Origin of the sequence: Achromobacter sp. 2789STDY5608615 (genome assembly GCF_001298995.1) — a bacterium.
In the GTDB taxonomy this organism is placed as follows: Bacteria; Pseudomonadota; Gammaproteobacteria; order Burkholderiales; family Burkholderiaceae_B; genus Achromobacter; species Achromobacter insuavis.
Genome location: NZ_CYTY01000027.1, coordinates 28034 through 46884, shown reverse-complemented (window position 1 = coordinate 46884; position 18851 = coordinate 28034). Strand labels below are relative to the sequence as shown.

Annotated in this window: 19 protein-coding genes; 13 read left to right on the top strand and 6 right to left on the bottom strand. The window is 69.5% G+C overall.

The features are described 5' to 3' along the window. The 11 genes from AOZ49_RS33045 to AOZ49_RS21505 all read left to right on the top strand — a co-directional run. Positions 1-1278 (top strand): filamentous haemagglutinin family protein (locus AOZ49_RS33045; protein ID WP_369815846.1); only part of this gene is annotated, 1278 nt, incomplete at its 5' end. A gap of 320 nt (positions 1279-1598) precedes the next feature. Then, on the top strand, positions 1599-3215 hold the full coding sequence (locus AOZ49_RS21550; RefSeq protein WP_054431810.1) for a ShlB/FhaC/HecB family hemolysin secretion/activation protein: 1617 nt from the start codon (positions 1599-1601) through the stop codon (positions 3213-3215). Between the two features lie 37 nt (positions 3216-3252). Continuing rightward, the gene (locus AOZ49_RS21545) at positions 3253-5169 is read left to right on the top strand and encodes a DUF2341 domain-containing protein (RefSeq protein WP_054477670.1); all 1917 of its coding nucleotides are present in this window, start codon (positions 3253-3255) and stop codon (positions 5167-5169) included. A gap of 13 nt (positions 5170-5182) precedes the next feature. Further along, positions 5183-5602 carry an ExbD/TolR family protein gene (locus tag AOZ49_RS21540; RefSeq protein WP_054431806.1) on the top strand — a complete coding sequence of 140 codons (420 nt, stop codon included), beginning with the start codon at positions 5183-5185 and terminating at the stop codon, positions 5600-5602. A gap of 18 nt (positions 5603-5620) precedes the next feature. Next, positions 5621-6334 (top strand): TonB C-terminal domain-containing protein, encoded by a 714-nt coding sequence (locus tag AOZ49_RS21535; RefSeq protein ID WP_006390100.1) that lies wholly within the window; start codon positions 5621-5623, stop codon positions 6332-6334. 36 nt (positions 6335-6370) lie between these two features. After that, positions 6371-8071 carry a putative porin gene (locus AOZ49_RS21530; protein ID WP_054431804.1) on the top strand — a complete coding sequence of 567 codons (1701 nt, stop codon included), beginning with the start codon at positions 6371-6373 and terminating at the stop codon, positions 8069-8071. Positions 8072-8081: 10 nt separating this feature from the next. Then, the gene (locus AOZ49_RS21525; protein WP_231689788.1) at positions 8082-8777 is read left to right on the top strand and encodes a DNA repair protein; all 696 of its coding nucleotides are present in this window, start codon (positions 8082-8084) and stop codon (positions 8775-8777) included. Between the two features lie 43 nt (positions 8778-8820). Next, a complete protein-coding gene (locus AOZ49_RS21520; protein WP_054477668.1) occupies positions 8821-9309 on the top strand; it encodes a YbjN domain-containing protein in 489 nt (162 codons plus the stop codon). 101 nt (positions 9310-9410) lie between these two features. Next, entirely contained in the window at positions 9411-10478 is a 1068-nt protein-coding gene (locus AOZ49_RS21515) for a peptidylprolyl isomerase (protein WP_054477666.1), read from the top strand. Beyond that, positions 10408-10893 (top strand): MbcA/ParS/Xre antitoxin family protein, encoded by a 486-nt coding sequence (locus tag AOZ49_RS21510; RefSeq protein ID WP_054431799.1) that lies wholly within the window; start codon positions 10408-10410, stop codon positions 10891-10893. The genes AOZ49_RS21515 and AOZ49_RS21510 overlap by 71 nt, the downstream gene beginning before the upstream one ends. A 145-nt stretch (positions 10894-11038) precedes the next feature. Beyond that, a complete protein-coding gene (locus AOZ49_RS21505) occupies positions 11039-11686 on the top strand; it encodes a PfkB family carbohydrate kinase (protein ID WP_231690409.1) in 648 nt (215 codons plus the stop codon). Positions 11687-11701: 15 nt separating this feature from the next. On the opposite strand, the gene cynS is transcribed toward AOZ49_RS21505, so the two are convergent. The 6 genes from cynS to AOZ49_RS21475 all read right to left on the bottom strand — a co-directional run bounded on the left by cynS (position 11702) and on the right by AOZ49_RS21475 (position 17108). Beyond that, the gene (cynS, locus tag AOZ49_RS21500) at positions 11702-12145 is read right to left on the bottom strand and encodes a cyanase (RefSeq protein WP_054431963.1); all 444 of its coding nucleotides are present in this window, start codon (positions 12143-12145) and stop codon (positions 11702-11704) included. Positions 12146-12160: 15 nt separating this feature from the next. Beyond that, entirely contained in the window at positions 12161-12949 is a 789-nt protein-coding gene (locus AOZ49_RS21495) for an ABC transporter ATP-binding protein (RefSeq protein WP_054431795.1), read from the bottom strand. A 5-nt stretch (positions 12950-12954) separates the two neighbouring features. Continuing rightward, positions 12955-13797, bottom strand: coding sequence for a nitrate ABC transporter permease (gene ntrB / locus AOZ49_RS21490; RefSeq protein WP_054477661.1), 843 nt, complete (start codon positions 13795-13797; stop codon positions 12955-12957). Further along, positions 13797-15182, bottom strand: coding sequence for a CmpA/NrtA family ABC transporter substrate-binding protein (locus AOZ49_RS21485; RefSeq protein WP_054431793.1), 1386 nt, complete (start codon positions 15180-15182; stop codon positions 13797-13799). Before AOZ49_RS21485 ends, ntrB begins: the two co-directional genes overlap by 1 nt. A 132-nt stretch (positions 15183-15314) precedes the next feature. Beyond that, complete coding sequence (locus AOZ49_RS21480; RefSeq protein ID WP_054477659.1) at positions 15315-15953, bottom strand: response regulator transcription factor; 639 nt, start codon at positions 15951-15953, stop codon at positions 15315-15317. A 12-nt stretch (positions 15954-15965) separates the two neighbouring features. After that, positions 15966-17108 (bottom strand): sensor histidine kinase, encoded by a 1143-nt coding sequence (locus tag AOZ49_RS21475; RefSeq protein ID WP_054431791.1) that lies wholly within the window; start codon positions 17106-17108, stop codon positions 15966-15968. A 192-nt stretch (positions 17109-17300) separates the two neighbouring features. On the opposite strand from AOZ49_RS21475, the gene AOZ49_RS21470 reads away from it, so the two are divergent. Together AOZ49_RS21470 and AOZ49_RS21465 are read left to right on the top strand one after the other, a co-directional pair. Then, a complete protein-coding gene (locus AOZ49_RS21470) occupies positions 17301-18224 on the top strand; it encodes an ABC transporter ATP-binding protein (RefSeq protein WP_054477657.1) in 924 nt (307 codons plus the stop codon). Next, on the top strand, positions 18221-18851 hold a 631-nt coding region (locus AOZ49_RS21465; RefSeq protein WP_054477655.1), incomplete at its 3' end, for an ABC transporter permease. The genes AOZ49_RS21470 and AOZ49_RS21465, both read left to right, overlap by 4 nt.

Genomic DNA, 18851 nt, shown 5'->3' with positions numbered 1-18851 from the left:
GGCCAGACCCTGGGCGCCAATCCCGATCGCGTGGCGCAGTCCTATGCCGGCGAGCTGTCGCTGGCCGGCTGGCTGCGCCAGGCATACGGCTACCAGGGCGACGAGTCGGGCGCGGCGGCCGAACTGGCGCGCCGCCAAGGCATGCTGGATGCCGAGGTGGCGGCCGATCCGGCGCGCAAGCGCCGCGACCTGATGCAGGACTATCGCCAGGAAAGCGAGCTGCATCTGGTCAACTGGCTGCGCCTGCATCATGGCTACGACGGCGGCGAGGACGGCGCGCGCGCCGCGCTGGACGCGCTGGCGTCCCAGCAGCGCGACATCTACGCGCGCCAGCTGTACTTCGCCGAGCTGCGCAAGGGCGGCCGCGAATACAACGAGCAGGACGGTCCGCGCACCGGCAGCTATCTGCGCGGCCGCCGCGCCATCGCGGCGCTGTTCCCGCAGACCGACGCCGAAGGCGCGCAACGCCTGTACCAGGGCGACTTCACCATGTATGGCGGCGCCGGCCTGCGCACGCAGTTCGGCGGCAACATCCAGGTGCTGACGCCGGGCGGGCAGCAGGTGCTGGGCATCGAAGGCGCGGCGCCGCCGGCGACGGCGGGCGTGGTGACGCAGGGCCAGGGCGACATCCAGCTGTACGCGCTGGGCAGCGTGCTGCTGGGCCAGAGCCGCATCATGACCACCTTCGGCGGCCACATCCAGGCCTGGTCGGCCGAGGGCGACATCAACGCCGGCCGCGGCGCCAAGACCACCGTGATCTACACGGCGCCCAAGCGCGTCTACGACGCCCTGGGCAACGTCACGCTGGCGCCGACGGCGCCGTCCACCGGCGCCGGCATCGCCACGCTGGCGCCGATCGCCGAAGTGCCGGCGGGCGACGTCGACCTGATCGCGCCGCTGGGCACGATCGACGCGGGCGAGGCCGGCATCCGCGTGTCGGGCAACGTCAACGTGGCGGCGCTGCATGTGGTCAACGCGGCCAACATCCAGGTGCAGGGCGACAGCAAGGGCATCCCGGTGACGGCGGTGGTCAACACCGGCGCGCTGGCGTCCGCCAGCGCGGCGTCCTCGGCCGCCTCCGGTGCGGCGCAGGACTCGGTGCAGCGCGCCCGCGAGCAATCGCGTCAGAACCAGCCCTCGGTCATCAACGTGCAGATCCTGGGCTATGGCGAGGAACCGCTGGCCGGCGTCGGCGCGGCGCCGCAGCCGCGCGCGGCCGCGCCGTCCTATCGCCCCGACGGCGTGGTGCAGGTGCAGGGCGTGGACAGCGGCGGCTGAGGCCGGGCGTTGCAGGCGGTCGGCAAAAAGCCGGCCGCCTGTCATGCCGCCGTCATCAAGACGGCGCGCGAAAAACGCACCAGGGTCCGGCGAAAACCGGGCCCTGATTCTTTTCTGCGCAGCTTTTCCCCGGGGCCGCGCTGTTTCATGAAATTTTTCTTACAACGCGCAGTCCGCGCCGTCCGGGAACGTCTAGTAACAAGCAGAAGCTGTAGACGCGGGTATGCGGGCAGAAAGCCGTAACAGGATTGTCGCAAGCGCGCTGCACGGTAGCGGCCGGTGCCAGACCGGCTATCACACAAGGAACTGAGTGCATCGCTATGCATGATTTCGAGAGCAGGGGTGGCGCGCTGCGCGCCATGATGCGCCGGGCGCCGGGCGCGGTCGTGCTGGCCTTGGCCGCGAACGTGGCCGGGGCGCAGCCGGCGCCGGCCGCGCAGGAGGCGCGCCGCGTCAACATCAATGAGTACATCGTGCGCGGCAACACCGTGCTGGACGCGCGCGACATCGAGAAGGCCGTCTATCCCTACCTGGGGCCGGACCGCACGCTGGCCGACATCGAGTCGGCGCGCGAGGCCCTGCAGACGGTCTACCAGGAGCGCGGCTACCAGTCCGTGTACGTCGACCTGCCCGAGCAGCAGGTGGCCGACGGCATCGTGTTCCTGCAGGTCGCCGAGACCAAGGTCGGCCGCGTGCGCGTGGTGGGCGCGAAGCACTATTCGCCGCTGACCATCCGCGACGAAGTGCCGGCGCTGCAGGAAGGCGAGGTGCCCAACTTCAACCAGGCGCAGGCCGAGCTGACCAACCTGAACAAGGGCGCCAGCCGCCAGGTGGTGCCGCTGGTCAAGGAAGGCCGCATCCCCGGCACCATGGACGTCGACCTCAAGGTCGAGGACAAGAACCCGTGGCACGCCAGCCTGGGCCTGAACAACGACTACAGCGCCGACACCACGCGCCTGCGCAGCACGGCGTCGCTGGGCTATGACAACCTGTGGCAGCTGGGCCATTCGGTCAGCCTGACGTTCTTCACCGCGCCGCAGGAAACCGACAACGCCAAGGTCTGGTCCGGCTCGTACTCGATGCCGCTGGACAAGCAATGGAGCCTGCAGTTCACCGGCTACAAGAGCGACAGCAACGTCGCCACCATCGGCGGCACCAACGTGCTGGGCAAAGGCTATTCGTTCGGCATGAGCGCCATCTACACCATGGCGCCGCAGGGCGATTGGTACAACTCGCTGTCGGTCGGGCTGGACTACAAGAAGTTCGACGAGACCACGCGCTTTGGCGGCAATGAAGACCTGATCCCGCTCAAGTACGTGCCGTTCACCTTCTCGTACAACGGCTACCGCTATTCCGAGTCGTCGCAGAGCAGCGTCGGCCTGTCGATCGTCGGCGCCAGCCGTTCGTTCTTCGGCCTGGGCAGCGACTGGAAGGAATTCGACGACAAGCGCTATCGCGCCAGCCCCAGCTTCGCGCTGCTGCGCGGCGACGGCACCCATACGCAGAACCTGTTCGGCGACTGGCAACTGGGCCTGCGCGCCGGCTTCCAGCTGTCGTCGGGCGCGCTGGTCTCGAACGAGCAATTCTCCGCCGGCGGCAGCACCAGCGTGCGCGGCTACCTGGCCGCCGAGCGCACCGGCGATGACGGCTTCCTCGGCTCGGTCGAGTGGCGCACGCCGTCGCTGGCGCGCTGGCTCGGCAGCAATGTCAACGAATGGCGCTTCTACGCCTTCGCCGACGCGGCCACGCTGCGCTTGCGCGATCCGCTGCCCGAGCAGGATGCCAGCTACTCGCTGGCCAGCGTCGGCGTGGGCACGCGCCTGCAGGTGCTGGACTGGCTGTCCGGCTCGCTGGACTGGGGCTATCCGCTCAAGGACGGCCCCAACACCAAGAAACACGATCCCCGACTGAACTTCAGCGTCCGCGCCAGTTTCTGAGCGCGCGCGAAACCGTATTTACCCCGGAGTCCTGACCATGCAACGCTTATTGATGCTCCTACTGACCGTGCTGGCCGGCGTGCTGCCGTCCGCCGCCAACGCCTGGTGGCAACCCGACTGGCAGTACCGCAAGCAGATCACCGTCGACAGCACGCCGCAGGGCGCGCCGCTGGGCGGCGCCGCCGGCCGCACGCCGCTGCTGGTGCGCCTGCACACCGGCAACTTCACCTTCGACGGCATCAACGAGAAGGGCGCCGACATCCGCTTCGTGGCCGGCGATGACCAGACCGTGCTGAACCACCAGCTGGAAGCCTTCGATCCGCTGCTGGGCATGGCGCTGATCTGGGTCGACCTGCCGGAACTGGCCGACGGCCAGCGCCAGGACATCTGGATGTACTACGGCAACCAGAAGGCCCCGGCCTCGGCCAACGGCCAGCTGACGTTCGACCCCAACTACACGCTGGTCTACCACTTCGACGGCGCCGCGGGCGCGCCGCCGCGCGACACCACCGGCAACAGCAACAACGCCCAGACGCCCATGGCCGCCGCGGTCGACGGCGTGATCGGCCGCGCCGCGCAATTGGCCGGCGGCGCGCCGCTGATGCTGCCCGCCAGCCCCTCGCTGGCCGTGCCCGCCGCGGGCGCCTTCACCTTCAGCGCCTGGGTGCGCGCCGACCAGCCGGCCGGCGAGCAGCTGGTGTACGCCCGCCGCGATGCCGGCAACGCGCTGCTGATCGGTATCAACCAGGGCGTGCCCTTCGTCGAAGTGAACGGCCAGCGCAGCCAGCCCGGCCAGTCGCTCACGCCCGCCGCCTGGCAGCACCTGGCCGTCACGGCCGATGGCAGCCGCGTCACGCTGTACGTGAACGGCCGCGCCACCTCGTCGCTGGCCGCCAGCCTGCCGCCGCTGAACACGCCGGCCGCCCTGGGCGGTGACGTGCCGGCGCCGGCCGTGGCCGCCGCGCCCGCCGCCGCCAATGGCGAAGCGGCCGCGCCGGCCGACGCCGCCGCCGCTCCGGCGCCGCATGTGTACGCGCCGTTCGTCGGCGCCATCGACGAAGTGCGCCTGTCGCGCGTCGCCCGTCCCGCCGCGCTGATCCTGGCCGACGCGATCTCGCAGGGCGCCGAATCGCGCCTGGTGGCCTACGGCACCGACGAGGAACAGTCGGGCTTCGGCTTCGGCGGCCTGGGCTTCCTGCTCAAGGCGGTGCCGATCGACGCCTGGGTCATCATCGCCATCCTGGTGCTGATGATGGTGCAGTCGTGGATCATCATGATCAAGAAGAGTCGCAACGTGGCCCGCGTGGCGCGCGCCAACGAGGTCTTCCGCGAGTCCTTCGCCAAGGTCGGCCAGCGCCTGGAACTGCTGGCCGACGACAAGGCCCTGGCCCAGCGCCTGGAGCACGCCTCGCTGTGGCGCCTGTACCGCGTGGCCATCAACGAAATCCGCACCCGCCGCGAGCAGGGCGCCGATACCAGCTCGATCTCGGCCGCCACCATCGAAGCCATCCGCGCTTCGCTGGACGCCGTGCGCACCAAGGAAAGCCAGCTGCTGGGCGCCAAGCTCGGCGTGCTGTCCAACGCCATCGCCGGCGGTCCGTACATCGGCCTGCTGGGCACCGTGCTGGGCATCATGGTGGTGTTCCTGGGCACCGCCATGGCGGGTGACGTGAACATCAACGCCATCGCCCCGGGCATGGCCGCCGCGCTGCTGGCCACCGCCATGGGTCTGTTCGTCGCCATCCCGGCGCTGTTTGGCTACAACCGCCTGGTCTCGCGCAACAAGGAAGTCAGCGCCGACATGCGCGTGTTCGTCGACGAGTTCGTGACGCGCCTGGCCGAAGTGCATGGCGAAAGCCAGGCCCAGGAAGCCGCCCACCACAGCGCCGCCCGCGCGCCCGCCGCCAGCCGTCCGGCCGTGCGCGACGCGCAGCCGGCCGCCGCCGAAGCATAAGGAGAGGACTGCCATGGCTTCCGTATCCGCTTCCCAGGACGATGACGACGACGCGCCCGTGGACGGTATCAACATCACGCCGCTGGTCGACGTGCTGATGGTCGTGCTGGTCATGTTCATCCTGACCGCCACGGCGCAGATCGCCGGCATCAAGGTCAACCTGCCCAAGGCCAGTTCGTCCATCGCCCTGTCGCAGCCCAAGACCAAGGCCATTTCCGTCAACGACGCCGGCCAGGTGTTCCTGGACGCCTACCCGGTGACCCTGCCCGAGCTGGAAGACCGGCTGCGCACGGAGAAGGCACTGAATCCCGACTTTCCGGTGATCGTGCGCGGCGACTCCGCCGTGCAGTACCAGAAGGTGGTGGAAGTGCTGGACCTGCTGCGCCGGCTGGAACTGGCCCAGGTCGGGCTGGTCACCGGCAAGCCGAAATAAGGGGCCGAGGCGACTGTCATGCCGCACCACGCATCCGATTCCCCGCGCACCCCCCATCCCGCGCGCCGCTGGCTCAAGCTGGCGGCGGTCGCGGTGGTGTTGATCGCGGCCGCCTACGCGCTCTGGCGCTGGGCCAACGACATGGCCGGGGTGCGCCGCGACGCGCCCAAGGTCACCGCGATCATCCCGCTGCCGCCGCCTCCGCCGCCGCCGCCCGAGCCGGAAAAGCCGCCGGAGCCCGAGCAGCCCAAGGAAGAGCCGGTGGCCACGCCCGAACCCGAGCCGCAGCCCACGCCCGAACCGCCCAAGCCGCAGGACGAGGCGCCGCCGCGTCCGTCCGACGACCTGGCCAACCCGATGCAGATCGACGGCGATGCCCAGGCGGGCAGCGACGCCTTCAACATCGGCGCCGGCCAGGGCAAGGGCATGGCGGGCGGCGGCGGTGGCCGCGCCGGCAACGCCACCTACAGCCAGTACCTCGCCTACGCGCTGCAGAAGATCCTGCGCGAAGACGAGCGCACGCGCAATCTGACCTTCCGCCTGCAAGCCAACATCTGGCTCACGGCCAGCGGCCAGATCACGCGTGTCGAACTGACCCGTTCCAGCGGCGATGCCGACGTCGACGCCCGCGTGGTGGCGGCGTTGCGCGCGGTGCCGGGCCTGGATGAACGTCCGCCGGCCTCGGCCAGCATGCCGATCCGGGCATCGCTGACCGGCCGCCGCCCCTCCTGAAGTGCTGAATTGAACCGATCCTGGAGTGCCAAGAGAATGAAGTTCCAATTGAACCGGTTGGCGGCATCGCTGGCCCTGGCCGCGGCGGGCGCCGCCGCGCTGCCCGGCGCCGCCGCCGCCGCGCCCGCCCCGTCCGAGAACGCCACTATCAACCTGATCCGCCTGCTGGTGCAGCAGGGCGTGCTCAAGGCGGACCAGGCCGAGGCCCTGGTGGCCCAGGCCGAAGCCGAGGCCAAGGCCGCCCGCGCCGCGCCGCAGGACCGCGGCGGCGCCGTGGCCCAGGCCGGCGACGTGCGCGTGCCCTATATCCCGCAGACCGTGCGCGACCAGATCCGCGACGAGGTCAAGGCGGAAGTGATGGTGCAGGCCAAGGCGGAAAACTGGGCCCAGCCGAACACCTTCCCCGACTGGGTGTCGCGCATCACCATCGACGGCGACGTGCGCGTGCGCGACGAGTCGCGCCTGTACTCGGGCAGCAACAGCAACGAAATCGTCGACTTCGCCAAGCTCAATTCCAAGGGTCCGTACGACCTGAACCGCAACACCAACAACAACTACCCGCCGATGCTGAACACGCGGGAGGATCGCCGCAACCAGCTGCGCATCCGCGCCCGCCTGGGCGTGCGCGCCGAGATCTCGGAATCCTGGTCGGCCGGCATCCGCCTGGCCACCGGCAGCGACGACAGCCCGGTGTCGACCTCGCAGACGCTGGGCGGCGGCATGGGCAAGAAGGACATCTGGCTGGACCAGGCCTACCTGACCTACCGGCCGACCAAGTGGGCCACGGTCACCGGCGGCCGCATCGCCAATCCGTTCGAGTCCACCGACATGCTGTTCTCGAACGACCTGAATTTCGACGGCGTCGCCGCGATCTTCAAGCAGCCGCTGGAAGGCCGCGACGTGACCCTGTTCGGCACCCTGGGCGCGTTCTCGACCGAGTACGGCTCGAACGGCTGGAACTCGTCGTCGTTCTCGGAAGGCAAGAGCGAGGACAAGTGGCTGCTGGCCGCGCAGGCCGGCGCCGACTGGAAGATCGACAACCGCAACAGCGTGCGCGGCGCGCTGGCCTACTACCACTTCGACAACATCGCCGGCAGGCGCTCCAGCGCCTGCTCGCCGTGGGCCGGCCAGGAAAACTGCGACACCGACTGGTCGCGTCCGGCCTTCATGCAGAAGGGCAACACGCTGTTCCTGCTGCGCAACATCACGTCCAACCCGCTCGATCCGGCCAATACGCCGCAGCCGCAATACGTCGGCCTGGCGTCCAAGTTCGACCTGCTGGACCTGAACCTGCGCTGGGACACGCGCGTGTTCGACGGCCTGGGCCTGCGCCTGAACGCCAACTACATCCGCAACCTGGCCTACAGCAAGGGCAAGATGTGGAGCCGTTCGCAAGGCAACATCGTCAACAACTTCGGCGACAACGGCGAAGTCGAGAGCGGTCCCAACGCCTGGATGCTGCAGGCCACGCTGGGCCGTTCGTTCGACATGAAGGAGAAGGGCGACTGGCTGGCCTTCGTCGGCTACAAGTACATCCAGCCGGATGCGCTGCCCGACGCTTTCAACGATTCGTCGTTCCACCAGGGCGGCACCAACGCGCGCGGCTACTACATCGGCGGCAGCTATGCCTTCGACAAGAACGTGTACGGCGTCCTGCGCTGGATGAGCACGCGCGAAGTCTACGGCGCGCCGTTGTCCATCGACACCATGCAGTTCGAAATCAACGCCAGGTTCTGAGGCCATGGACATGCATACCTTGTGGGATGAATTGCGCCAGCCACGGGAGCCGGGTCGCGGCCGGCGGCTGGCCGCCGCCGCGGCCTTGTGCGCCGCGGGCCTGAGCGTGGTGGCGCCGGCGCAGGCCGAGACCATGGAAGAGCGCCTGCGCGCCCAGCTGCGCAGCACCACCCAGCAGCTGCAGCAGCTGCAGAGCGAGCAGGCCCAGGTCAACGCCGCCAAGGCTGCCGCCGAGGCCCAGCGCGACGCCGCGCAGAAGGAACTGGAAGCGCTGCGCGGCCAGCTGGCCAAGGCCAAGGGCCAGGCCGACAAGCTGGCCGAGCAGCAGGGCGCGGTCATGGAAAGCGCGCAGGCGCAGGTGGCCGCCAGCCATGCCCAGCTGGGCAAGTTCAAGGGCGCCTACGACGAGCTGCTGACGCTGTCGCGCGCCAAGGAAGCGGAACGCCAGACCCTGGCGCGCTCCCTGGCGCAACGGGAAACCGAGGCCAAGGCCTGCGTCGCCAAGAACCGCGAGATGTACGAGGCCGGCAAGGAGATCCTGAACGCCTACGAACGCATCAGCACCGGCGGCATCCTGGCCATGAAGCAGCCGTTCGCCGGCAGCGCGCGGGTCAAGTTCGAAGAGCAGGCGCAGGCGTACGGCGACAAGCTGTACGACGCGCAGGTCGGCGCCACCGCGCCCGCCGCGGCGCCGGCCCAACCCTGATAGTGCAAGACCTGTCTTATTTTTTTCATCTAGGAATACTGTAATGACCGACTCCAGCCTGATTCTCGACGTCAACGCCGAACGCCTGCAGGACCTGCTGCAATCCGCCGGCTACCGCGTCACCGTGTCCGAACAGAACGGCATGGTGCAGCTGTTGAGCGCCAGCCAGGGCGTGGGCTTCGCCGCCCGCATGGGCAATCCGGCCGCCGAGGCCGGCCGCTACCTGGACTACACCCTGAGCTGCGCGCTGCGCGTGCAGGGCGAACTGCCGGCCGGCCTGGCCGAGCGCTGGAACGTGGAAAAGCGCTTCGCGCGCCTGACCGTGCAGGGCGTGTTCCTGGTGCTGGAACTGGACGTGATCCTGGCCGGCGGCGTGTCCGAGAACTACCTGCGCGCCACCGCGGAACTGTGGGATCGCCTGTTGCAGGAATTCCTGCTGTTCCTGCGCGCCAACGCGACCGCCGAGGCCGGCGCCGAAGACGCCGACGTCGCGGCGCCGCGGGAAGAAGCCGCCGCCGAGGCGGCGCACTGATCCATCCGCCAGGCACGGGGCCTGGCGTTCGGGACGGCGACGTCCCCAACCCGGCCGCCGTTCCCGGCGAATGGCGCATTCAAGCAAGCGAGGTTTCGACCATGAAGATGCTTTCCAACCAACCCGCCCGGCTGCGGCTGACGGCGGCGGTGCTGCTGATCGCGGTGCTGGCCGGCGCCGTGGCGCTGATGCGCGGCAATCCGGCCCAGAGCAGCGAGTCGACGCCGGCCAGGGCCGCTGCCGCGCCCGCGCCCGCCAAGGCGGCCGCCCCGGCGGCGCAAGCGACGCCCGCCGAAGCCAAGGGCCCCGCCGTGGCCACCCTGGGCGCGGTGCAGGTGGACCGTGACGAACTGGTGCGCCAGATCCAGGCGCTGCCGCCCGAGGCCCGGGCCCAGCTCAAGGGCGACCGCGCCGCGCTCGACCAGTGGCTGCGCAGCCGCCTGGCCGAAAAGGCGCTGGTCGAGCAGGCCCGCGCGCAAGGCTGGCAGGACCGCCCCGAGCTCAAGCGCGCCTTCCAGGCCGCGCAGGAGCGCATCGTGCTGCAGACCTATCTGGATTCGGTCAGCCGGGCGCCCGACGACTATCCGGGCGAAGCCGACCTGCAGGCCGCCTACGAGCGCGCCAAGCCGCAGCTGGCGCAGCCGGCGATGTACCGCGTCAGCCAGATCTTCCTGCCGGCCGCGGTCGGCGACAGCGATGCCGTGGCCGCCGCGCGCAAGCAGGCGCAGGACCTGGTCAAGCGCGCCCAGGCGCCCAAGGCCGACTTCGCCGCGCTGGCCAGGAGCTATTCGCAGGACACCACCACCCGCGCCCAGGGCGGCGATATCGGCTACGTGCCGCTGTCGCAGCTGACGCCGGAGATGCGGCCGGTGATCGAGCCGCTCAAGGCGGGCGAGGTGGCGGCGCCGGTGCAGTCGGCGGCGGGCTTTCACATCCTCAAGCTGGTGGACCTGCGCGCGGCCAGCGTCGCGCCGTACGAGCAGGTGAAGGACGCGTTGCGCGGCGCGCTGCGCACCCAACGCCAGGAATTGGCGGCGCGGGCATATCTGGAGGGGTTGCTGAATGCAGGAACCGTCAGCATTGATGGTGCGGCCCTCAATGCCGCCTTCGACCAAACCGCGGCTGCCGCAACGGCCCAGCCGGCCCTCGCCGCCCGCGCCGCGCCCTGAGGACGGCGGCATCGCCGCGGCGCTGGAGGCGCGCCTGAGCCAGGCCCTGGGCCAGGCCGGGCCGCCCGCCAGCCTGCAGTGCGCGGCCGCCTTGCTGCAGGCCTTGCGCGTCACCTTCGCCGGCGACCTGCTGCACTGGCTGGCGCTGGTGCCGCAAGCGGAGCCAGGCCGCCCGCGCGACCCCAACCGCGACCACAGCCTGGACCTGGCCGACCTGCGCGTGCTGTACCGGGCGCTGCGGGTGGCGTGGCTGGCCGAGCTGGTGTTCGGCGGCGCCGACGGCGCGCGCCGCTGGCTCTGCAGCCCCAAGCGCCGGCTGCACGGCCGGGTGCCGCTGCTGCTGTGCCAGCACGGGCGCTATGCCGTCCTGATCGAGCAGTGGTTGATCAACATCGACGAAGGAAACGGCCCATGACCGCGCTCTGGCGCTTGAGCAACAGCCAGGACCTGATGCCGCGCGCCCGCCCCGCGGGCCGCTGGCACGCCGCCGGCGCGCCATCGCGCTGCCCACCGTCATCCTGAGCAATACGCCGCACTATCCGACGCTGCATGGCGGCGCGGTGTCGCTGGACTGGTTCGAGGGCCTGTTGCAGGGGCTGGACGAGCGCGGCGTGACGCAGGTGGCGCGGGCCGTGGTCTGCGGCTACCTGGGCCAGCCCGGGCAGGCGGACCTGCTGGCGCAATGGCTGCCCGCGCTGCGCGCCGCGCGGCCGGACCTGCGGGTGCACATCGACCCGGTCATGGGCGACCGCAACGACGGCCTGTACGTGGATGCCGGCCTGGTGGCGCAATACCGCAGGAAGCTGGTGCCGCATGCCCACGGCATGACGCCCAACCATTTCGAGCTGGAGCAGATGGTGGGCCGGCCGCTGGCCTCGATCGACGAGGTGGCGGCCGCCGCGCGCGAACTGATCGCCGAAGGCCCCGAGTGGATCGTGGTCACCAGCGCCGCGCCGCAGGCGGCGGCGCCCGGCACGCTGCAGCTGGCGGTGGTGACGCGCGCCGACTGCCAGGTGCTGAGCCACCCCGAGATCGCCATCCCGCCGTCGGTGCACGGCACCGGCGACGTGTTCATGGCGGCCATCACGGCCCGGCTGCTGGCCGGCGACGCCCTGGTGGAGGCGGCGCGCACGGCCGCCGCCACGGTCACCGGCGCGCTGGCCCGGACCCGCGACCTGGGCTGGGAAGAACTGGCAGTGGACGGCTGACCGCCCCGGGCCGCATCAATACGTCTTGTACGGCAGGAACTTGCCGCTCATCACGATCTGCACGCGGTCGCCCTTGGGGTCGGCTTCGCGCGTCAGGTCCATGCGGAAGTCGATGGCGCTCATGATGCCGTCGCCGAACTCCTCGTTGATGAGCGCCTTGAAGGTGGTGCCGTAGACGTTGATGAGCTCGTAGAAGCGGTAGATCAGCGGGTCGGTCGGCACCGCCGTCGGCAGCGAGCCCTTGTAGGGCACCACCTGCAGCTGCACCACCGCGTCGGCGGGCAGGTCCAGCACGCGGGCGGCGGCCAGGGCCTGTTCCTCGGTCAGGGTCATCTGGCCCAGCAGCGCGGCGGTGGTCCATTCCTTGCTCTGGCCGACGGCCTCGGCGATGGCGGCCCACGACAGCTTCTTTTCGAGGCGGCGGGTAACGACCAGTTCAGTGACTTCGGCGCGGGACATCATGGGGGTTCACTCCTAGTGGGAAGCCTTGTCGACCAGGAAGTCGACGAGATGGTTGCGGATTTCGTAATAGCGGGGCTCGTGGTGCAGGCTGGCGCGGGTCCGGCCGCGCGGCAGGTCCACGTCGACGGACTCGGCGATGCGGGCGTGGGGGCCCGCGCTCATGAGCAGGATGCGGTCCGACAGCAGAATGGCCTCGTCCACGTCGTGCGTGATCATGAAGACGGTCTGGCGCGTTTCCTGCACGATGGCGCGCAGTTCGTCCTGGATGGTGCCGCGCGTCAGCGCGTCGAGCGCGCCGAAGGGCTCGTCCAGCAGCAGCATGCGCGGCTGGATGGCGAAGGCCCGGGCGATGCCCACGCGCTGCTTCATGCCGCCCGACAGCTCGCACGGCTTCTTGTCGGCGGCGCGGGCCAGGCCGACCATGTCCAGGTAGCGCAGGCTGTGCTCGCGCACCTGGGCGCGGGAATATTCCGGCCAGCGCGAGCGCACGCCGAATTCGACGTTCTGCAGCGCGCTCAGCCAGGGCAGCAGGGCGTGCGCCTGGAACACCACGCCGCGCGCCAGCGACGGGCCGGCGATCTCGCGGCCGTCCATGATGACGACGCCCTCGCTGGCCTCGTCGATGCCGGCCAGGATGTTCAGGATGGTGGTCTTGCCGCAGCCCGAGTGGCCGATCACGCAGACGAACTGGCCCTGGCCGATGTCGAAGTGGATGTTCTCGAACACCGGGGCCGTCGGCTGGCCGTTGCGGCCGGGGTAGCGCTTGGCCAGCGCCTGAACTTGCAGAAAGGGTTGGCTCATGGCGTTCACTCCCGATAGCTGACCAGCCGCGCGGCGCGCGCCAGCACGGTGTCCAGCAGCATGCCGATCAGCCCGATGAAGGGGATGGCGCAGATGATGTTGGCGATGGACAGGTTGTTCCATTCGTTCCACACGAAGTAGCCGATGCCGGTGCCGCCGATCAGCATTTCGGCCGCCACGATCACCAGCCAGGCGATGCCGACCGAGATGCGCATGCCGGTCATGATGGTGGGCGCGGCCGCCGGCAGGATCACCTGCAGGGCCGTGCGCAGCCGCGACACTTCCAGCGTGCGCGCCACGTTCAGCCAGTCCTGCCGCACGGCGCCCACGCCGAAGGCCGTGTTCACCAGCATCGGCCAGAGCGAGCAGATGAAGATCACGAAGATGGCGGAGGTGTCGGCGTCCTTGATGGTGTAGAGCGCCAGCGGCATCCAGGCCAGCGGCGAGATCGGCTTGAGCACCTGGATGAACGGGTCGAAGGCGCGGTAGACGGTCCTGGACATGCCGATCAGGAATCCCAGCGGGATCGCCACCAGCGCCGCCAGCAGGAAGCCGGTCAGCACCCGCGCCACCGAATACGCCAGCTGCACGCCGATGCCCTTGTCGTTCGGGCCGCGGTCGTAGAACGGATCGCGCAGGTGCTGCCACAGCCGGGCGCCGACCTCGGCCGGGCCGGGGAAGGGCGTCTGCGAGCCGCTGGCGGCGGCGTTGCCGACCAGCGCCGCATAGGCCGGATCGACCGTCGCCGCGCCCGCGGCGGGGCGGGTGGCCACATGCCACAGCAGCAGGAACAGCAGAAACAGGATGACGGACAGGAAGGTCGCCCGCCAGGGTTGCACGGCCCGCATCAGGTCCTCCGGATCTTGAAGCCGGCCAGATAGGCCTCGGGCTGGGCGGGGTCGAAGGGCTTGCCCATCACGCTGAAGGTCTTGGCGGCCTCGGCGGGCGGGGTCAGGCCGGCCTCGCGCATCAGGCGCACCGCGTCGGTGGCCAGGAACACCTCGCTGGCGATCTTCTGGTAGTCCACCTCGCCCTTGATCTGGCCCCAGCGCTTCATCTGCGTCAGGATCCACACCGCGAACGAGCCCCAGGGCATCGGATCGAAGTCGATGCGGTTCGGATCGGTCAGCACCTTGCCCAGGCCGTCGGCGTAGGTGCCGGTCAGCACCTGCTCGACCACGGTGACCGGCTGGTTCAGGTAGTTGGGCGCGGCGATGGCGGTGGCGATCTCCTTGCGGTGCGCCGGGTTGCGGGCGTAGGCGGTGGCCTCGATGATGGCCTTGAGCAGGGCCTGGTAGGTGTTGGGCTGGGTGGTCACGAACTCGCGGCTGGCGGAGAACGCGCAGCACGGGTGGCCGTCCCAGATGGCCTTGGACAGGGTGTGGATGAAGCCCACGCCGTCGTACACCGCGCGCTGGTTGACCGGGTCCGGCGCCAGGAAGCCGTCGATGTTGTCGGCGCGCAGGTTGGCCACCATCTCCGGCGGCGGCACGGCGCGGATCTGCACGTCGGTATCCGGATCCAGGCCATGTTCGGCCAGGTAGTAGCGCAACAGGTAGTTGTGCATGGAATAGTCGAACGGCACGGCGAACTTGAAGCCCTTCCAGTCCTTCGGATCGCGCCGGTCCTTGTGCTTCATCGACAGGGTGATGGCCTGGCCGTTGATGTTCTCCACGGCGGGCATGGTCCACGGCACCGCGCGGCTGGCGCCCACGCCCAGCGTGATGGCCAGCGGCATCGGCGACAGCATGTGGGCGGCGTCGTACTCGCCGGACATGGCCTTGTCGCGGATCAGCGCCCAGCCGGCGGTCTTGACCACTTCCACGTCCAGCCCCTGCTTGCCGTAGAAGCCCATGGGATGCGCCATGATGATGGGCGTGGCGCAGGTGATGGGGATGAAGCCGACCTTCAGCTTGCGCTTTTCGAGCGGGCCGGTGGATTGGGCGAAGGCCTCCTTGGCGGCGGCCAGCGGGAACAGCGCCGACACGGCGGCCATGGCGGTGCCGCCGCCGACCGCGCGCAGGAAGCGGCGGCGCAGCCCGTCCTGCGGGAACAGGGCGCGCATGACGGCGCCTTCCACGGCGCGGTCGAAGGCGGCCTCGTCGGACGCCGCGCCAGCGCGGGCATCGAGGCCGTCCGCCGCCGCGCGTGCGTGCTCGGCCTGGGAGGCATGGCGGCCGCAGGCGCAGGCCAGGCGGCTGGCGGGATCGAACGGATTGCTGAACAGGGACATGGAGGCCTCCAGGGTTCGGAATGCCTCCATCTTGGCGCGCGCCGCCCGCGGCCGGTATCGCCGGTTCGACGATATCCGTGTAGGGGGCGCACTACACGGTGCGCGGCCGCGCCGGGCCGGTGCGCGTCGCGCTCAGCGCGCACCCAGCTGGTGCGCGCGGGCGTAGTCCACCAGCTCGACCAGCGTGCGCACGCCCAGTTTTTCGAAGATGCGGGCGCGGTAAGTGGAAATGGTGTTCACCGACAGCGCCAGCTGCTCGCCGATGGCCGACACCGATTTGCCGGCCGCCAGCAGCTGCAGCACCTGGAATTCACGGTTGGACAGCAGCTCGTGCGCCGGCCGCGTGCTGTCCTGGCGCACGGTGTGCGCCAGCAATTCGGCAACGGTCGGCGTGACGTACATCCGGCCGGCGGCGGCATTGACCAGCGCCGCCAGCAGCTCGTCCGGATCGCAGCCCTTGTTCAGGTAGGCATGGGCGCCGGCGCGCAGGGCCCGCACCGCGAACTGCGATTCCGGATAGACCGACAGCATCACCACGCCCAGCGCCGGATGGTCGGCGCGCACGGTCTTGAGCACATCGAGGCCGTCGCGCTCGCCCAGCGCCACGTCCAGCACCATGGCGTCGAAGGGTTCCTGGCGCAGCGCGCGCAGGGCGGCGGGGGCGTCGGCGGCCTCCCGCACCAGGCCGACGCGCGGGTCTTCCTGCAGGATGCGGGCCAGGCCGCGGCGGATGATGAGGTGGTCGTCGACGATCAGCAGGTTCAGGGGCATGGCGCCGTCTCCTCAGGCCGCTTGCGGGTTCAGGCGCAGGCGGGCGCACAGGCCGGCGCCGGGCGCGCTGTCCAGCTCCAGGTCGCCGCCGATGGCGCGGGCCCGTTCGCGCATGCCCAGGATGCCGAAGGTCTGGCGGGTCTCGGGCAACTGCATGCCGACGCCGTCGTCCTCCACCGCCAGCAGCAGGCCGTCCTCGCCCCAGACGGCGCTGACGCTGACGCTGCGCGCCCGCGCGTGGCGCTGCACGTTGGTCAGCAGTTCCTGCACGATGCGGTAGACGGCGATCTCCGCCGCCGGCTCCAGCCGGCGGCGCTCGGTGTCGGGCGGGCACAGGTAGCGGCAGCGCAGTCCGCTGCGCGCCTGCAGGTCCTGCAGCAGGGTTTCCAGCGCCGCCCACAGCCCCAGGTGATCCAGCACCACCGGCCGCAGGTCGTTGAGGATGCGGCGGGTGGCGTCCATGGCCGTCTGCGTCACCTCCAGCATGCGGTCCAGGTGGGCCTGCAGGGGCGGTTCGGCCGCCAGTTGCCGGCGCAGCCAGTTCAGGTCCAGTTGCAGCGCGGTGAACGAGGCGCCCAGGTCGTCGTGGATGTTGCGGGCGATGTGGGCGCGCTCTTGCTCGCGCAGCGTGCTCAGGTGCGAGGCCAGCCGCCGCAGCGATTCATGGGCGGCGCTGAGTTCGGCGGTGCGGACCTGCACCCGCGCTTCCAGCTGCGCCCGGGTGCCTTGCAGTTCGCGTTCGATGCGCTTGCGCGCGGTGATGTCCGAAAACGTCACGACCGCGCCCACCACCTCCTGGTCGTTGCGGATCGGATACGAGGCGTACTGGGCGTCGAAGCAGGAGCCGTCGCGCCGCCACAGCACCTCGTCATCGACCCGCTCGCCGCGGCCGTCGCGAAACGCCTTGAAGATGCGGCAATCGTGCACCGGCATCAGGCTGCGGTCGGCGTGCGAGTGGTGGATCAGATAATGCATGTTGCGGCCCACCACCTCGTCGGGGGTGTAGCCCAGCATGGCCGCGCCGGTGCCGTTGATGAAGATGCAGCGGCCGCGCAGGTCGATGCCGTAGATGCCCTCGCCGGCCGATTCCAGCAGCATTTCCAGCTGGCGGCGCCAGGCGGCGTGGTGCGACAGGTGTTTCAGATCCGCGAACATAGCCTTTTGACGGGCCTGGCCGGCCCGATTCCCCAGTGTCGGGCGATTCTTGCCCTGTTTTTCCTGTCCGGGCAGTGTACGGCAGGCCGGTCCGTTTATCGCATTTATCAAACACACCGTTCCGCCAGGCCGAACAAGCCGGGTCCGGCGGACGGGTAAAATCCAGGGTTGTCCACCACGCTGGGAGCCAGAGTGCAGCCGGTCATTTCAGTTCAGGGCCTATCCAAGCGATACGCCTCGGGATTCCAGGCGCTCAAGAGCGTCGACCTGGAAATCCAACGCGGCGAGATCTTCGCCTTGCTCGGCCCCAACGGCGCCGGCAAGACCACGCTCATCAGCATCATCTGCGGCATCGTCAACCCGACCGAAGGCCGGGTGCTGGCCGACGGCCACGACATCCTGACCGATTTCCGCGCCGCGCGCACGGCCATCGGCCTGGTGCCGCAGGAAATCTCCACCGACGCCTTCGAAAGCGTCTGGAACACCGTCACCTTCAGCCGCGGCCTGTTCGGCAAGCCGGCCAACCCGGAATACATCGAGAAGGTGCTGCGCGACCTGTCGTTGTGGGACAAGAAGGACAGCCGCATCATGGCCCTGTCCGGCGGCATGAAGCGACGCGTGATGATCGCCAAGGCGCTGTCGCACGAACCCAAGATCCTGTTCCTGGACGAACCCACCGCCGGCGTTGACGTCGAGCTGCGGCGCGGTATGTGGGACATGGTGCGGCGCCTGCGCGAGAACGGCGTCACCATCATCCTGACCACCCACTACATCGAGGAAGCCCAGGAAATGGCCGACCGCGTCGGCGTGATCCGCAAGGGCGAGATCATCCTGGTCGAGGAAAAGGACGCGCTCATGGCCAAGCTGGGCAAGCGCCGCCTGACCCTGATGCTGAAGGCGCCGCTGCCGGGCATCCCGACGGCGCTGGAACCGTTCCACCTGGAAATGTCGGCCGACGGCCGCCAGCTGGTCTACACCTACGACAACCAGGGCGGCGGCGAGATCTCCGGCCTGCTGCGCCGCCTGACCGAACTGGACATCGAATTCACCGACCTCAATTCCTCGGAAAGCTCGCTCGAGGAAATCTTCGTCAGCCTGGTGCACGGACAATCATGAATTTCTACGCAATCCGCGCCATCTATCGTTTTGAAATGGCCCGCGCCTGGCGCACGCTGATGCAGAGCGTGCTGTCGCCGGTCATCTCCACCTCGCTGTACTTCGTGGTGTTCGGCTCGGCCATCGGCTCGCACATGGTGCAGATCGACGGCGTCAGCTACGGCGCCTTCATCGTGCCGGGCCTGATCATGCTGTCGCTCTTGACCCAGAGCGTGGCCAACGCCTCGTTCGGCATCTACATGCCGCGCTTCTCGGGCACCATCTACGAGATCCACTCGGCGCCCATTTCGTACCTGGAGATCGTCGCCGGCTACGTCGGGGCGGCGGCCAGCAAGTCCATCATCCTGGGGCTGATCATGCTGGCCACGGCGCGCCTGTTCGTGCCGTTCGAGATCGCGCATCCGTTCGCGATGCTGGGCTTCCTGCTGCTGACCGCCATCACCTTCAGCCTGTTCGGCTTCATCATCGGCGTCTGGGCCGACGGTTTCGAGAAGCTGCAGATCATCCCGCTGATGATCATCACGCCGCTGACCTTCCTGGGTGGCACCTTTTATTCCATCAAGATGCTGCCGCCGTTCTGGCAGGGCGTGACGCTGTTCAACCCGGTGGTCTACCTGGTCAGCGGCT

Excerpts from the sequence above, each read along its gene's own strand:
- AOZ49_RS21550 (WP_054431810.1), top strand. The coding sequence starts at position 1,599 with ATGCATGATTTCGAGAGCAGGGGTGGCGCGCTGCGCGCCATGATGCGC.
- AOZ49_RS21545 (WP_054477670.1), top strand. The coding sequence starts at position 3,253 with ATGCAACGCTTATTGATGCTCCTACTGACCGTGCTGGCCGGCGTGCTG.
- AOZ49_RS21540 (WP_054431806.1), top strand. The coding sequence starts at position 5,183 with ATGGCTTCCGTATCCGCTTCCCAGGACGATGACGACGACGCGCCCGTG.
- AOZ49_RS21535 (WP_006390100.1), top strand. The coding sequence starts at position 5,621 with ATGCCGCACCACGCATCCGATTCCCCGCGCACCCCCCATCCCGCGCGC.
- AOZ49_RS21530 (WP_054431804.1), top strand. The coding sequence starts at position 6,371 with ATGAAGTTCCAATTGAACCGGTTGGCGGCATCGCTGGCCCTGGCCGCG.
- AOZ49_RS21525 (WP_231689788.1), top strand. The coding sequence starts at position 8,082 with ATGCATACCTTGTGGGATGAATTGCGCCAGCCACGGGAGCCGGGTCGC.
- AOZ49_RS21520 (WP_054477668.1), top strand. The coding sequence starts at position 8,821 with ATGACCGACTCCAGCCTGATTCTCGACGTCAACGCCGAACGCCTGCAG.
- AOZ49_RS21515 (WP_054477666.1), top strand. The coding sequence starts at position 9,411 with ATGAAGATGCTTTCCAACCAACCCGCCCGGCTGCGGCTGACGGCGGCG.
- AOZ49_RS21510 (WP_054431799.1), top strand. The coding sequence starts at position 10,408 with ATGCCGCCTTCGACCAAACCGCGGCTGCCGCAACGGCCCAGCCGGCCC.
- cynS (WP_054431963.1), bottom strand. The coding sequence starts at position 12,145 with ATGTCCCGCGCCGAAGTCACTGAACTGGTCGTTACCCGCCGCCTCGAA.
- AOZ49_RS21495 (WP_054431795.1), bottom strand. The coding sequence starts at position 12,949 with ATGAGCCAACCCTTTCTGCAAGTTCAGGCGCTGGCCAAGCGCTACCCC.
- ntrB (WP_054477661.1), bottom strand. The coding sequence starts at position 13,797 with ATGCGGGCCGTGCAACCCTGGCGGGCGACCTTCCTGTCCGTCATCCTG.
- AOZ49_RS21485 (WP_054431793.1), bottom strand. The coding sequence starts at position 15,182 with ATGTCCCTGTTCAGCAATCCGTTCGATCCCGCCAGCCGCCTGGCCTGC.
- AOZ49_RS21480 (WP_054477659.1), bottom strand. The coding sequence starts at position 15,953 with ATGCCCCTGAACCTGCTGATCGTCGACGACCACCTCATCATCCGCCGC.
- AOZ49_RS21475 (WP_054431791.1), bottom strand. The coding sequence starts at position 17,108 with ATGTTCGCGGATCTGAAACACCTGTCGCACCACGCCGCCTGGCGCCGC.